This window comes from Pseudochelatococcus sp. B33, from assembly GCF_053570585.1.
Window position 1 is genome coordinate 113,878 of sequence record NZ_JBSEFH010000009.1, and the last position, 14,731, is coordinate 128,608.

The window sequence follows — 14,731 nt, forward strand, 5'->3', positions numbered from 1 at the left end:
GGAGGCAAATCAATGATCATCGTTCCCGAACGCGAGATTGCAGGTCTCATTTCGGCGGCCGATTCCCTCGCCGCGGTCGAGCGGGTCTTTGCCTCCATGGCGAAGAAGTCGGCCTACAACTTCCCCGTCATCCGGGAGGCCATCGGCCACGCCGACGCCCTCTACGGGTTCAAGTCGGGCTTCGACCGCGAAAGCCTGGCTCTCGGCCTCAAGTCCGGAGGCTTCTGGCCGCACAATGGTGAGCGGGGCCTGACGAACCATCAGTCGACGGTGTTCCTGTTCGACGCGGACACGGGCCGGTGCCGCGCCGCGGTCGGCGGCAACCTGCTGACCGCGCTGCGGACGGCCGCCGCCTCGGCCATTTCGATCAAGTATCTGGCGCGCCCGGATTCCCGGGTGCTCGGGATCATCGGGGCCGGCCATCAATCGACGTTCCAGCTCCGGGCCGCGCTCGACCAGCGGCCGTTCGACAGGATCGTGGGGTGGAACCTGCATCCCGAGATGCTGGGCCGCCTCGAAGCGGTGGCGCGGGAAAGGGGTCTTCCGTTCGAGGCGGTTGATCCCGACCGGCTCGGGGCGGAGGCGGACGTGATCATCACCATCACCTCGTCGTTCGCGCCGATCCTCAAGGCCGCGCAGGTGCGGCCGGGAACGCACCTCGCCTGCATGGGAACGGATACCAGGGGCAAGCAGGAAGTCGAGGCCGAGCTTGTTGCCGCCGCTGCCGTGTTCACGGATGAGATCGCGCAGGCGGTGACGATCGGTGAATCCCAGCATGCCGTCGAGCGGGGTCTGATCGCCGCGGGCGACATCGTCGAGATCGGCGCCGTCATCAATGGTGACCATCCGGGCCGCCTCGACGCCGAGGAGATCACCCTGTTCGACGGCACCGGCGTGGGCCTTCAGGACCTCGCCGTGGCCTCCGCCGCCGTCGATCTCGCGGTTTCGAAGGGCGTGGCCATCGAGGTGGATTTCTAGAACTGAGAGGGGGGGAGGGCAGGAGAAAGGTCGCGGCCGCGGACGACAAGAACGCCGCCAGGCGTCAGGAGCGCCCGGCTGCGTGACGAAGCCGATGGCGGGCGGCCGCGACCTTTCGAACGCGTGCAGTTTCAATTCAGGCGGACTATGGATGATCGGGTGTTTCCATCCGGGGGCAAGCGCACTATAGCATCAAACCCAAAAGTGTGCGCACTTTCTGGAAAAATTTGATGCGTTAACAAATGGATAGAGCAAAATAGCGATTCAGGTTCAATCCAATTTGCTCTAAAAGCCTCTACCCGATTTTGTTCTGTCGAAAGAATCCGCATGACCGGCGCCGGAACCAACCATAGCCTTACGCCCATGACGGGCGGGCCGCAGATCATCCTCGTCGAGCCGCAGATGGGCGAGAACATCGGCATGGCCGCCCGCGCGATGGCGAACTTCGGCCTGTCCGACATGCGCATCGTCAACCCGCGCGACGGCTGGCCCAACGAGCGCGCCACGGTGACCGCCGCCAACGCCGCGCACGTGCTGGAGCGGGCGCGGGTTTATCCCGATCTTCTCGCGGCGGTGGCGGACCTCAACGCCGTCTACGCCACCACGGCGCGCGAACGCGGACAGATGAAGCGCGTCTTCGACGCCGACGCCGCCATCGGGCAGGTGCGCGGGCGAATCGCGGGCGGCGAGAAGGTCGGCATCCTGTTCGGGCGCGAGCGAACCGGCCTCGACAACGACGAGGTCGCGCTCGCCGACGCGATCATCACCTTTCCGGTCGATCCCGCCAATGCCTCGCTCAATCTCGCGCAGGCAGTGCTGCTCGTCGGCTACGAATGGTTCAAGCAGGCGCACGGGCAGCTGCCGTTCAACCTGGAGGAGCGCTCCCCGCCGGCGAAGCGCGAGGCGCTGGTGTCGTTCTTCACCTGGCTCGAGGACGAGCTCGACGCCTGCGGCTTCTTCCCCGCCGTGGAGAAGAAACCGGCCATGATCCGCAATCTGCGCGACATCCTGCTGCGCCTCTCCATGACCGAGCAGGACGTGAAGACCCTGCGCGGCGCGGCCGGCGCCCTGCGGCGCGGGCCGGTGGGGCCGGCGAAAAAGGATGATCCGTTAACGGATAAGGACTAGAGTTGCGCCGGATTGGCAGGTGAGGAGCAGTCCGGAATGACCGCTGACCGTGCATCGACAGACACGACCGATGCCCCGCGCGTGCTGGTATTCGATTCGGGCGTCGGCGGGCTGACCGTCTATTCCGAGCTGCGCAAGGCGCGTCCGGACGCGCGCTTCGTCTATGTGGCGGACGACGCGGGCTTTCCCTATGGCGGCATGGAGGCCGACGCGCTGCTGGCGCGGGTCGTGGATCTCATCGCGGGGCTCGTCGGGCGCCTGTCGCCGGATATCGTCGTCATCGCCTGCAATACCGCATCCACGCTCGTGCTGCCGGCGCTGAGAGCGCGCTTCGCGATTCCCTTCGTCGGCACGGTGCCGGCGATCAAGCCCGCCGCCGAGCAGACGGCGAGTGGCGAGGTCACCGTGCTGGCGACCCCCGGCACGGTGGCGCGCGACTACACGCACGACCTCATCCGCAAGTTCGCTGATTCGTGCAACGTGCACCTCGTCGGCTCGACGCGGCTTGCGGGTTTCGCCGAACGGGAGCTCGCCGGCGAGCCCGTTGACGACGCGACGCTGCGCGACGAGATCGCGCCGGTGTTCATCGAGCGCGGCGGCGCGCGCACGGACATGGTGGTGCTCGCCTGCACGCACTACCCGCTGCTGCTCGACCGCCTCATCCGGCTCGCGCCCTGGCCGGTGACGTGGATCGACCCCGCGCCGGCCATCGCGCGGCGGATGGTGCAGCTCATCGGCGGGATGCCGGCGGATGCCCGGCCGGCCGGCCGGGCGACGGCGCTGTTCACCGCGGGCAAGCCCGTGCCCGCGCCCTTGAAGCGGGCGCTGGCCCTGCGCGGGCTCCATGTCGATGAGCGCGAGGATACCGACGAGCACGAGGAGCTGCCGGCGGAAAATCGGCTCTCCGATGTGACAGGCGTTTGACATCCGCCGCAAACGGCGATAGGAAGCACCACCTGCGCGGGCCTTGACGGCTCGCGCTGGCGTTTTGCGCTCCCGTGGCCCGTCCGTTCCGATGAACGGGCCGGCCTGTCGTCTCCCTCGTGGGGGAAGAGGAGGGCGCGTTCCTCATTGTCGAGCCTGTTTGAGAGGACACGCGAATGTCGAAGAGAATTTCGGCCAAGTACAAGATCGACCGCCGTCTGGGCGAAAACATCTGGGGCCGCCCGAAGAGTCCCGTCAACCGCCGTGAGTACGGCCCCGGCCAGCACGGCCAGCGCCGCAAGGGCAAGCTGTCGGACTTCGGCACCCAGCTTCGCGCCAAGCAGAAGCTGAAGGGCTACTACGGCAACATTTCCGAGAAGCAGTTCCACCGCTACTATGTCGAGGCTTCGCGGCTTCGCGGCGACACGGGCGAGAACCTGATCGGCCTGCTGGAGCGCCGCCTCGATGCGGTCGTCTACCGCGCCAAGTTCGTGCCGACCGTGTTCGCAGCGCGCCAGTTCGTCAACCACGGCCACGTCAAGGTCAACGGCCGCCGGGTCAACATCCCGAGCTACCTCGTCCGTCCGGGCGACCTGATCGAGGTCAAGGAATCCTCGCGCCAGCTCACCATCGTGCTGGAAGCCATTTCGCTGGGCGAGCGCGACGTGCCGGAGTATGTCGACGTCGACCACAACAAGCTCACCGCCCGTCTCGTGCGCGTGCCGAACCTCAGCGACGTGCCCTATCCGGTGCACCAGGAGCCGCATCTGGTCGTCGAGTTCTACTCGCGCTGACCCGGTTGCCGGAACGATTGTGGCAGGCCGCCCGCAAGGGCGGCCTTTTCGTTTGGGGTCATGCGGTTTCGGTGTCGCGGCTGCACCAGACGGCGGTCGCCATCAGCGCGCCGATCCACCAGCCCTGCCATGCGCCGTGGAAGACGCTCACCACCGCCGCGGCCGCGACCGTGCTCGCCACCCCTGCCGCCAGCATATGATCGTCGCGGCCGGCGATGGCGCGGAGAACGAAGTAGCCGTTGAGCGCCGCGAGCAGCGCGCCCACGATGCCAAGCTCTGCCCAGATCTGCAAAAACCCGTCATGTGGATGGCCGGCGGCGAGCAGGCGGCCGCGCTGCGGCGGGATATCGGCCGCGAAGGGCGCTTCGGCCATCTTCGCGCTGGTGCCGAACCCCGCCCCCGTCACGGGGCGCTGGTGGACGACGGCGGCGAAATCCTGCCAGATCTCGATGCGGTCAGCGGCGTGGACCGATTCCAGCCGCTCCAGCAGCCAGGCGGGCATCAGCGCACCGAGGATATCGCCCTTCACGGGCGCGACGAGCAGGCTGCCCGCCAGCGTCACGGACGCCAGGACGATGCCCAGACGCCGGCTCCACAGGGCCAGGAGGAAGGCCGGCAGCGCCAGCAGCAGCCCGAGCATGGCCGCGCCCGAGGTGGCGCTCTCGATGGTGAGGATCAGCAGTGCGCCCAGCATCACCGCCCATGCCCGCCAGCGAAGGCGCGCCATATGGATGGCGAGCGGGAAGAACAGCATCAGCAGCGTCATCACCGGGCGGTTGAAAATGAAGGTCTCCGCCCTGAGGCCGAGCGCCTGGCGCGAGGCTAGCCCCAGCGCCAGCTCGACGATGATGACGAGGCAGGCCGCCGCAAACGACAACGCCGCGGTCCGCACCGCCCATGGCGCGAGGCGGCGGGGCAGGGCGGAGAGCAGCAGCGTGCCGCCGATGAAGGGCAGGCCCGCCTCGGCCATCACGAACAGCGACGTCGCAGGGGCGTGACTCCACGTGAGCGACGCCATCGCCCAGCCGATGAAGGCGAGCGCGGCGAAGAGCGCCGGGCCGGCCTCGGGCAGCAGATCGCGCAGCCCGCGCCCCTCTACGAGGCGCGCGGCCAGCGCCAGCGCGCCGGCGACGACCACCACGCCCGCCGCCGAGCGGTTGGCGAACGCCATGACGACCGGCAGGACGGCGAGCAGCGCCAGCGCAGCGTGATCGAGGCGGCGGGAATGGATGGTGCTGGCGGACATGCGGTCTCTGACGGCTGATGGAATCGGCCCAACCGCCATATCACAGATCGCCATCGCCGGCCGCACTCCGCCGGGGCGATCTCATCCATGTGTTGATTGTCCACGTGTTGATTGTCCATGTGTTGATCGTCGATCGCCATTCGGCTGTCGACCGCTCTTAACTGTCGATCGCTCTTGATTGCCGATAGCTCTTGGCCGGCGCCGCGCCATGGTCTATGCATTTGCGTCTTCCCGGTTCCCGACCGTTTCGTCGTCTCCTTGCAGCGCGGGTGTTCATCCTGTCCCGGACTGGTTCTCGCACCTCTTCCATCCTGCTCGCGCTCGCGGAAGGCGACGGCGAACGTTTGACGCTCGGCGAGATCATGCAGGTTCTGGGCCCGCAGACGTTCGGCGTGCTGATCGTGCTGCTGGGGCTGCCCAACTGCCTGCCGATGCCGCCGCCGATTCCCATGATATGCGGCTTCCTGCTGGTCAGCCTGGCGCTGCAGATCGTTTTCGGGCGCAGCACGCCGTGGGTGCCGCGCCGCCTGCTCGACAAATCGGTGTCGCGCGCCGACGCCGCGCGTGCGGTCCATCGCGCCTTGCCCTACGTGCGGCGTCTCGAACAATGGTCGCGCCAGCGCCTGGTGTTCTTCGGCACACCGCTGCGTTTCCGCCTGCTCGGCGTGGGGTTCCTGCTGGTGGCGCTCAGCCTGTTGACGGCAGCGCCGGTCGTCGGCCAGATTCCGCCTGGTATCGCGGTCTGTCTCATCGGCCTCGGCCTCGTGGAGCGCGACGGCCTCGTGGTGCTCAGCGGGCTCGCCGTCGGCGCCGTGGGCGTGAGCCTGAGCGCAAGCTTCATCCTGGCCCTCGTCACCGGCCTGACGGCTGTATTTTGAAGGAGTTGGTCATGCGTCCGCTGATCGGCGTCGTTGCTGACGTCAAGCCGAGCCACAAGCACGTCTGGCACAGGGTGCAGGAAAAATACCTCTACGCCGTGGCGCGCGGCGCCGACGCGCAGGTGGTCATCCTGCCGGGCCGGCTTTCCGCCACCGACGCCGGCGAACCGGTGCTGCCGCCCGATCTCGAACGCCTGCTGCGGGCCGTCGACGGCGTGTTCCTGCCGGGGAGCCCCTCGAACGTCGATCCGGCGGTGTACGGCCGCGGGCTCGATTTCGCCGCCGACCTGCTCGATCACAGCCGCGACGACCTCTCGCTGCCGCTCGTGCGCGCCGCCGTGGAGCGCGGGCTGCCGCTGCTCGGCGTCTGCCGGGGCTTTCAGGAGATGAACGTCGCCCTGGGCGGCACGCTGCATCAGCACGTCCACGCCGTCGACGGCTACGACGATCACCGCGAGCCCGACGGCGATGTCGAGGCGCAGTATGCGACCGCTCACGAGGTCGAGCTCGTCGAGGGCGGCATCCTGCACGGGCTCTTCGGAGAAACGCGCGCGCCGGTCAACTCTCTCCACCACCAGGGTATCGACAGCCTCGCGCCCGGCCTCGCCGTCGAGGCGCGCGCGCCCGATGGCCTCGTCGAGGCGTTCCATGTCGAGGCGGCGCGGGCGCGGGGCGGCTTCGCGCTCGCGGTGCAGTGGCATCCGGAATGGCGTCCGTGGTCCGATCCGCTGTCGTCGGCGCTGTTCGCTGCGTTCGGCGCGGCGGCGCGGGCTTACGCGGCGAACCGCTGACGGGCGCGCACGCCCTGCAGGCGCTGCTGCAGGCGGTCGAACAGCAGGTAGACCGCCGGCGTGGTGTAGAGCGTCAGCAACTGGCTGAGCACAAGCCCGCCGACGATGGCGACGCCGAGCGGCTGGCGCATCTCCGCGCCCTCGCCGAAGCCGATGGCGAGCGGCACCGCCCCCAGAATGGCGGCGAACGTCGTCATCATGATGGGGCGGAAGCGCAGCAGGCACGCCTCGATGATCGCCTCTTCCGGCGACAGGTTCCGGTTGCGCTCGGCGTCGATGGCGAAGTCGATCATCATGATGGCGTTCTTCTTGACGATGCCGATCAGCAGGAAGAGGCCGATCAGCGCCACCAGGCTGAACGCCATGCCGGTGAATATCAGCGCCAGCATCGCGCCGATCCCGGCCGAGGGCAGGGTGGAGAGGATCGTCAGCGGGTGGATGTAGCTCTCGTAGAGCATGCCGAGCACGATATAGATGGTCAGCAGCGCGGCAGCGATCAGCCACGGCATGGAATCGCTCGCCTGCTGGAAGGTGCGGGCCGTGCCCTCGAAGGTGCCGTGGAGCGAGCGCGGCACGTTGAGTTCGGCCGTGATGCGGTTGATCGCGGCGACGGCGTCGCTCAGCTCCGCGCCTTCCGTGAGGTTGAAGGAAATGGTCGAGGCGGCGAACAGGCCCTGATGCTGCACGGATAGCGGCGTGGTGCCGAAGGCATGGCTCGCCACCACCGAGAGCGGGATCATGTCGCGCATCGCCGTGCTCACGGCCGAGCCCGTCGACGCCTGGGTGCGGCCGGTGACCGCGATCTGGTTGAGGCGCTGGTTGCGCACCGGGTCGTTGGCGATGTCCGCGGCGGTGGTGGTGGTGTCGGCGCCGGTCGAGACGGTGCCGGTGAGCGCGCCGCTCAGCTGCGTGGCGCTGATCGTGCCGCCGCGTGCGCTGACATAGACGGCGGCGAGCGATTCGGGATGCTCCAGATATTCCGGCGCGAGCCCCATGATGACGCTGTACTGGTTGAGCCGGTCGTAGATGGTGGACACCGCCCGCTGGCCGAACGCGTCGTAGAGCGCGCCGTTGATCTGGCTCATGCTCAGCCCGAAGCGCGCCACCGCATCGCGGTCGACGGCGAGGTTCACCTGCAGGCCGGATTCCTCGCGGTCCGAATCGATGTCGGTCAGGATCGGTTCCAGCCGCATCGCCTGCGCAACCTTCGGCGTCCACTCGCGCAGGGCGGCGAGATCGTCGCCGCGCAGGGTGAACTGATATTGCGAGCTGCTCTCGCGCCCGCCCACACGCAGGTCCTGCACCGGAAACATGAAGGTGGAGGCGCCCTCGACGGCGGCGAATTGCGGCCGCAGGCGGTCGATAACGCGGCCCGCCGAGATGCCGCGCTCACTGAGCGGCTTGAGCGTGACGTGGAGAAAGGCCGAATTGGCGCGCCCGCCCGTGGAGACGACGACGTTCTCCACCGCCGGGTCGGCGCGTATGATGCGCTCGAACTCCACGATCTTGTCGCGCAGATTGAGGAACGAGGTGCTCTGATCGGCCCGCACGCCGCCGATCAGCGCGCCCGTGTCCTGCTGCGGCAGCAGGCCCTTGGGCACGACCGTGAAGAGATGCACGTTGAGCGCCACCGTTACCAGGAGCGTGAGCACGACGAGCCAGGGATGGCGCAGCGTGATGCGCAGCGTCCGCTCGTAAAACCCGAGCACGGCCCGGCGGCCGCGCGACGGCTCCCTCTGCGCGTGGCCGCGGCGCAGGAGGCGCGCGCACATCATCGGCGTCGTGGTCAGCGAGACGACGAGCGAGACGAGGATCGTCACCGTCAGCACCACGGCGAACTCGCGGAACATGCGTCCCGGCAGCCCGCCCATCAGCAGCAGCGGGATGAACACGGCCACGAGCGACACGCTCATGGACAGCACGGTGAAGCCGACCTCCTGCGCCCCGAGGAGCGCTGCCTTCACGCGGCCCATACCCGCTTCGACGTGGCGCATGGTGTTTTCCAGCACGACGATGGCGTCGTCCACCACGAAGCCGGTGGCGATGATCAGCGCCATCAGCGAGAAGTTGTTGAGGCTGTAGCCCAGCCAGTACATCGCGCCGAAACTGACGATGAGCGACACCGGCACCGCGACGGCCGGGATGAGCGTGGCCCGCCAGTCGCGCAGGAAAAGATAGACGACGAGGATGACGAGCGCGATCGAGGCCAGAAGCGTGAACTGCACATCCACCATGGAGGCGCGGATGGTGGTGGTGCGGTCGAGCGCGATGGTGAGATCGACGCCCGCCGGCACGCTCGCCCGCAACTGCGGCAGCAGCGCCTTCACCGCATCCACCGTCTCGATGATGTTCGCGCCCGGCATGCGCGACAGCGTCAGCAGCACGGCGGGCTCGCCGTTGAACAGGGCGCGGTTGCGCACGTCCTCGACGGAATCGGTGACCGTCGCGACGTCCGCGAGGCGCACCGGCGCGTCGTTGCGCCACGCGATGATCAGCGGCCTGTAGTGCTCGGCGAGCCGGTAGGGCTCGTTGGTGTAGATCTGCCAGCGCCTCGCGCCGTATTCGATCATGCCCTTGGGGCTGTTGGCGTTGGCGGCGGTGAGCGCGGCACGGACATCCTCGAGCCCGATGCCGTGGTGGAAGAGGGCGGTGGGGTTGATGTCCACCCGCACCGCGGGCAGGGAGCTGCCGCTGATGCTGACCTGGCCGATGCCCTTCACCTGCGACAGCTTTTGCGACAGCACCGTCGAGGCCGTGTCGTAGAGCTGGCCGAGGCCGAGCGTCTTCGAGGTCAGCGCGATGAGCATGACCGGCGCATCGGCGGGGTTCGCCTTGCGATAGGTGGGGTTGGAGCGCATGGCGGCGGGCATGTCCGCGCGCGCCGCCGACAGCGCGGCCTCCACGTCGCGCGCCGCGCCGTCGATGTCGCGGTCGAGCCCGAACTGCAACACGATGCGTGTCGAACCCTGCTGGCTCGACGAGGTGATCTCGGTGATGCCGGCGATCTGCCCCAGATGCCGCTCCAGCGGCGTCGCCACGCTGGTGGCCATGATCTCGGGGCTCGCGCCGGCCATGGAGGCCGACACCATGATGGTGGGGAAATCGACCTGCGGCAGGGGTGCGACGGGCAGGCGGAAATAGGCCAGCATGCCAGCGAGCGCCAGCCCGATGGTGAGCAGCGTCGTCGCCACCGGCCGGCGGATGAAGGGCGCGGAGATGTTCACGGCAAGGCCCTCTCCGGCGCGGGGTCGTCCGGATCCTCCTCATCCGGCTCCCACAGGTCCTGCCGGCCGCCGCCGAACGTCCGCGCCAGCCGGTCGAAGGCGAGATAGATGACCGGCGTCGTGAACAGCGTCAGCACCTGGCTGACGATGAGGCCGCCCACGATGGTGATGCCGAGCGGCTGGCGCAGCTCCGAACCCGCGCCCTCGCCGAGCATCAGCGGCAGGCCGGAGAACAGGGCCGCGAAGGTCGTCATCAGGATGGGGCGGAAGCGCAGCAGGCATGCCTCGAAGATCGCATCGCGCGCCGACAGGCCGCGGCTGCGCTCGGCATCGAGCGCGAAGTCGATCATCATGATGGCGTTCTTCTTGACGATGCCGATCAGCAGCACGATGCCGATGATGCCGATGATGTCGAGTTCCCGCTCCAGCCAGATGAGCGCCAGCAGCGCGCCAAGCCCCGCCGAGGGCAGCGTCGAGAGGATCGTCAACGGATGGATGTAGCTCTCGTAGAGCACGCCGAGCACGATATACATCGCCATGACCGAGGCGATGAGCAGCAGCACCTGGCTGACGATCGCCGCCTCGAAGGCGAGCGCCGCGCCCTGAAACGAGGTCGTGACGCTCGCCGGCAGGCCCATGCTGGCGGCGGTCGCGCGGATGACCTCCACCGCCTCGCCCAGCGCCACGCCCGGCGCGAGATTGAACGAGATGGTCGCGGTGGGGAACTGGCTGCGGTGGTTGATCTGCAGCGGCGCCAGCCGCTCGGTGACGGTCGCGATGGCCGACAGCGGCACCTGCCCGCCGCCCGCCGACGGCAGGTAGATGTCGCGCAGCGACTCGGGCCTGAACCGCATGGCGGGATCCGCCTCGAGGATGACGCGGTACTGGTTCGCCTGCGTGAAGATGGTGGAGACGATCCGCTGCCCGAAGGCTGAATAGAGCGCGTTGTCGACGGTCGCCGAGGTAATGCCGTAGCGCGCCGCCGTGTCGCGGTCGATGGAGACCTGCGCGGCGAGCCCGCGCTCCAGCAGGTTGCTCGTCACGTCCGCAAGCTGCGGCAGGGCGGAGAGCGCCTCCACCATGCGCGGCACCCATGCGGAGAGCACCTCGGGGTCCGCGTCGTCGAGCACGAACTGGTATTGGGTGCGGCTGAAGGTGGAGTCGGTGGTGAGATCCTGCACCGGCTGCAGGAACAGGCCGATGCCGGGCACCGACGCCGCGGCGGCAGTAATCTCGCGCGCGATCGCGGCGGCGGAACGGGTGCGCTCGCTGCGCGGCTTCAGCTCGATCTGGAACCGGCCGGTGTTGAGCGTGAGGTTTGTGCCATCTACACCGATATATGAGGTAACGCCGGCAACATCCTCGTGTTTCAGGATGATATCGGAAAGTCGTTGCTGCCTTTCGGCCATGCCGGCGAACGAAATCGATTGTTCGGCCTCGGACACGCCCTGGATCAGGCCGGTGTCCTGCACCGGGAAGAAGCCCTTCGGCACGACGATATAGAGCCACACCGTCAGCGCCAGCGTGCCGGCGGCGACAATGAGCGTCAGCCAGCCGTGATCGAGCACGACATTGAGCACCCGGCCGTAGACGGCGATGAGCCCGTCGAACCAGCCGCGCCGCTCCCGCTGCCGGTGGCTGACCCGGCGCAGGATCTTCGCGCACAGCATCGGCACCAGTGTCAGCGAGACCACGCCGGAAATGAGGATGGTGACGGCCAGCGTGACGGCGAACTCGCGAAACAGCCGCCCCACCACATCGGCCATGAACAGCAGCGGGATCAGCACCGCGATGAGCGAGAAAGTCAGCGAGACGATGGTGAAGCCGATCTGCCGCGCGCCCTTCAGCGCGGCGTTGAGCGGCGTCTCGCCCTTCTCCAGATAGCGGGCGATGTTCTCGATCATCACGATGGCGTCGTCGACGACGAAGCCGGTGGCGATGGTCAGCGCCATCAGCGACAGGTTGTTGAGGCTGAAACCGGCGAGATACATCACCGCGAACGTGCCGACGAGCGACAGCGGCACGGACAGGCTCGGGATGATCGTTGCCGGAATATTGCGCAGGAACAGGAAGATGACGAGCACCACGAGGCCGATCGCCGTCATCAGCTCCACCTGCACGTCGTGCACCGAGGCGCGGATGGTCTCGGTGCGGTCCGACATCACCGCCACGTCGACGGAGGCGGGCAGCGTCTGGGTGAGCGAAGGCAGCAGCGCGCGGATGTTGTCGACCACGTCGATGACGTTCGCCCCCGGCTGGCGACGGATGTTGACGAGGATCGCGGGCACGCCGTCGGCCCACGCGCCGAGACGGTCGTTCTCCGCGCCCTCGATCACCTCCGCGACATCGGACAGGCGCACGGGCGCTCCGTTCCGGTAGGCGACGACGACGGCGCGGAAATCGTCTATATTCCTCAACTGATCGTTTGACTGAACGGAATAAGCTCTTTTGGGACCGTCGAAATTACCCTTCGGCGTGTTGACGTTGGCATTGCCGATGGTCGAGCGCAGATCGTCGATGTTGAGGCCGTAGGCGGCGAGCGCCAGCGTATTGGCGCGCACGCGCACGGCCGGCCGCTGGCCGCCGGCGAGCGTCACCAGGCCCACGCCCGAGACCTGCGAGATCTTCTGCGCCAGCCGCGTGTCGACCATGTCCTGCACCTGCGTCAGCGGCAGGGTGGCGGAGGTGATGGCAAGCGTCATCACCGGCGCGTCGGCGGGGTTGACCTTGGCAAAGATCGGCGGCGCGGGAAGATCGGAGGGCAGGAGGTTGCCGGCCGCGTTGATGGCCGCCTGCACCTGCTGGCCGGCGACGTCGAGGCCGAGATCGAGATCGAACTGCAACGTGACGACGGACGCGCCCGCCGCGCTCGTGGAGGACATCTGCCTGAGCCCCGGCATCTGGCCGAGCTGGCGCTCCAGCGGCGCGGTGACGGCGGAGACCATCACCTCCGGCGAAGCGCCGGGATAGAAGGTCTGCACTTGGATGGTGGGGTAGTCGACCTCCGGCAGCGCGGCGAGCGGCAGTTGGCGGAACGAGACGATGCCGACGATGAGCAGCGCCACCATCATCAGGGTGGTCGCCACCGGCCGCAGGATGAAAGGGCGCGAGATGTTCATGGTCGCCTCTTCATGGCCGCGACGTCGCCGCCTCCACGGGGCTCACGGCGCGACGCCGGGCGGCGGGCGCTGGCCCGAAGGGCCGTTCCCCGGCGCGTTCCCCTGCGGCGCTCGGCGCGGCCGCTGCTGGTCTCCCTGCGGCGGCGTCGTTTCCGACACGACGGGGCGATCGCCCGGCAGCGCGACCTGCATGCCGTCACGCAGGCGGTCGGAGCCGTCCGTCACCACGAGATCGCCGGGCGCGAGGCCGTCCACGACCGTCACCGTGTCGGAGGTGGCGTAACCGGTGGTGATCGGACGGATGCTGACGGTCTTGCTCTCCGGATCGACGAGCCAGGCATAGGTGCCCGGCGCACCGGTGAGGCGGGCGGAGGCGGGGATCGTCACCGCGTCCTCGATCGTGTCGACCAACAGCTCCACGTTCACGAACTGGTTCGGGAACAGACTTTCGTCGTCGTTGTCGAAGATGGCGCGCAGGCGGATCGTGCCCGTGCTCATGTCGATCTGGTTGTCGATGGTCGCAAGCCGCCCCTCGGCGAGCTTGTGCACGCGGTTGCGGTCGTAGAGGGTCACGGGTAGCGTCTGGCCCGCCGCGAGCCGCCGGTTGATCGGCGGCAACTGGTCCTCCGGCACGCTGAACAGCACCGATATCGGCTTCATCTGGGTGATGGTGACGAGGCCGTTCGCGTCGCCGGCCTGGGCGTAGTTGCCCTCGTCTACCAGCCGCAGCCCCGCACGGCCGCTGATGGGCGCGGTGGTGCGCGTGTATTCGAGGTTGAGCTCCGCCGTCGAGACCGCGGCGGCGCTGGCGCGCACGGTCGCCTCGAGCTGGCGCACGGTCGCCGTCTGGGTGTCGAGCTGCTGGCGGGCGATCGCGTTCTGCCGGACCAGCGACCGATACCTTTCGAGGTCGATCTGCGCGTTCGTCAGCTCGGCCTGATCGCGGGCGAGCTGGCTTTTCGCCTGTTCGAGCGCAAGCTGGTAGGGGCGGGGATCGACTTCCGCCAGCAGGGAGTCCTTCTCGACATGCTGGCCTTCGGAAAAGACGACGCGCGTGAGCTGCCCGGTGACGCGGGTGCGGGCGGTGACGGTCGCAAGCGGCGTGACCGTCCCGAGCGCCTGCAGGGTCACCGGCATGTCGTGCCGCGCGACGGCGGCGGCCTCCACCGGCACGCCCCCCGGCGGACCGCCGCGGCCGAACCGGCCCGGCCCGGTCTGCGTGGACGGGTCGGGCCGCCCGTACAGGACGACGGCCGCAACCGCCGCCGCCAGCACCACGAGCCAGACGAAGCGCACCAGCCACGGCCGCTTCCGGCCGGACGTAGCCGTGCGGTCATCGCCCTCAAGATCCGGGTCTTGCCGAGGCCCCGCAGGTGACAGCATCTGCCGCTCCCAGAGCATGATCCCCGCGGGCGGATGCCGCCTTCCGGAGAAAATCATGCATAAACAATAGACCGACCGGGATGGCGCTTCTGCGAAAGGTCATCCCGGCCCGATGCGCCTCGCCCACCGCAGCGCGCATCCCGCGCACGACCGGTAAAGCTGGGCGGATCAACCGGTTAAGGTGCCGGCAGCCATCGCCGCCGATGGCCCGTCCGCGCACCCGACGTCAAAAGCTATGACCCGATGCGGACCACCCAGGCAAGGCT

Annotated in this window: 10 protein-coding genes; 6 read left to right on the forward strand and 4 right to left on the reverse strand. The window is 68.3% G+C overall.

Translation table 11 applies throughout. The features are described from left to right. Positions 1–12: 12 nt before the first annotated feature. The 4 genes from bhcD (at position 13) to rpsD (ending at position 3,824) form a co-directional block, all read left to right on the forward strand. Complete coding sequence (gene bhcD, locus ACUSIJ_RS11945) at positions 13–978, forward strand: iminosuccinate reductase BhcD (RefSeq protein WP_449308614.1); 966 nt, start codon at positions 13–15, stop codon at positions 976–978. A 327-nt stretch (positions 979–1,305) separates the two neighbouring features. Next, positions 1,306–2,106, forward strand: coding sequence for an RNA methyltransferase (locus ACUSIJ_RS11950; protein ID WP_449308615.1), 801 nt, complete (start codon positions 1,306–1,308; stop codon positions 2,104–2,106). 36 nt (positions 2,107–2,142) lie between these two features. Next, complete coding sequence (gene murI, locus ACUSIJ_RS11955; RefSeq protein WP_449308616.1) at positions 2,143–3,030, forward strand: glutamate racemase; 888 nt, start codon at positions 2,143–2,145, stop codon at positions 3,028–3,030. Positions 3,031–3,206: 176 nt separating this feature from the next. Next, complete coding sequence (gene rpsD, locus ACUSIJ_RS11960) at positions 3,207–3,824, forward strand: 30S ribosomal protein S4 (protein ID WP_449308617.1); 618 nt, start codon at positions 3,207–3,209, stop codon at positions 3,822–3,824. Between the two features lie 58 nt (positions 3,825–3,882). Here the strand turns inward: rpsD and ACUSIJ_RS11965 are convergent, their stop codons facing one another. Continuing rightward, complete coding sequence (locus ACUSIJ_RS11965; RefSeq protein WP_449308618.1) at positions 3,883–5,070, reverse strand: O-antigen ligase family protein; 1,188 nt, start codon at positions 5,068–5,070, stop codon at positions 3,883–3,885. Positions 5,071–5,339: 269 nt separating this feature from the next. Here ACUSIJ_RS11965 and ACUSIJ_RS11970 point away from each other — a divergent pair, with 269 nt between their 5' ends. Further along, positions 5,340–5,948: an exopolysaccharide biosynthesis protein gene (locus ACUSIJ_RS11970; protein ID WP_449308619.1), complete on the forward strand. Its 609-nt coding sequence runs from the start codon at positions 5,340–5,342 to the stop codon at positions 5,946–5,948. 11 nt (positions 5,949–5,959) lie between these two features. Then, the gene (locus ACUSIJ_RS11975; protein ID WP_449308620.1) at positions 5,960–6,739 is read left to right on the forward strand and encodes a gamma-glutamyl-gamma-aminobutyrate hydrolase family protein; all 780 of its coding nucleotides are present in this window, start codon (positions 5,960–5,962) and stop codon (positions 6,737–6,739) included. Here the strand turns inward: ACUSIJ_RS11975 and ACUSIJ_RS11980 are convergent. The 3 genes from ACUSIJ_RS11980 to ACUSIJ_RS11990 are packed head-to-tail and all read right to left on the reverse strand — an operon-like array spanning position 6,721 to position 14,465. Further along, positions 6,721–9,963, reverse strand: coding sequence for an efflux RND transporter permease subunit (locus tag ACUSIJ_RS11980; protein WP_449308621.1), 3,243 nt, complete (start codon positions 9,961–9,963; stop codon positions 6,721–6,723). The two genes, ACUSIJ_RS11975 and ACUSIJ_RS11980, sit on opposite strands and share 19 nt — an antisense overlap. Continuing rightward, positions 9,960–13,082, reverse strand: a complete 3,123-nt coding sequence (locus ACUSIJ_RS11985) for an MdtB/MuxB family multidrug efflux RND transporter permease subunit (protein WP_449308622.1) — start codon at positions 13,080–13,082, stop codon at positions 9,960–9,962. The genes ACUSIJ_RS11980 and ACUSIJ_RS11985 overlap by 4 nt, the downstream gene beginning before the upstream one ends. Before the next feature lie 42 nt (positions 13,083–13,124). Continuing rightward, positions 13,125–14,465, reverse strand: coding sequence for an efflux RND transporter periplasmic adaptor subunit (locus tag ACUSIJ_RS11990; protein WP_449308623.1), 1,341 nt, complete (start codon positions 14,463–14,465; stop codon positions 13,125–13,127). Positions 14,466–14,731: the final 266 nt, after the last annotated feature.

Bases quoted from the DNA above. Each gene is read 5' to 3' on its own strand.
- bhcD (WP_449308614.1), top strand. From the start codon at position 13: ATGATCATCGTTCCCGAACGCGAGATTGCAGGTCTCATTTCGGCGGCC.
- ACUSIJ_RS11950 (WP_449308615.1), top strand. From the start codon at position 1,306: ATGACCGGCGCCGGAACCAACCATAGCCTTACGCCCATGACGGGCGGG.
- murI (WP_449308616.1), top strand. From the start codon at position 2,143: ATGACCGCTGACCGTGCATCGACAGACACGACCGATGCCCCGCGCGTG.
- rpsD (WP_449308617.1), top strand. From the start codon at position 3,207: ATGTCGAAGAGAATTTCGGCCAAGTACAAGATCGACCGCCGTCTGGGC.
- ACUSIJ_RS11965 (WP_449308618.1), bottom strand. From the start codon at position 5,070: ATGTCCGCCAGCACCATCCATTCCCGCCGCCTCGATCACGCTGCGCTG.
- ACUSIJ_RS11975 (WP_449308620.1), top strand. From the start codon at position 5,960: ATGCGTCCGCTGATCGGCGTCGTTGCTGACGTCAAGCCGAGCCACAAG.
- ACUSIJ_RS11985 (WP_449308622.1), bottom strand. From the start codon at position 13,082: ATGAACATCTCGCGCCCTTTCATCCTGCGGCCGGTGGCGACCACCCTG.
- ACUSIJ_RS11990 (WP_449308623.1), bottom strand. From the start codon at position 14,465: ATGCTGTCACCTGCGGGGCCTCGGCAAGACCCGGATCTTGAGGGCGAT.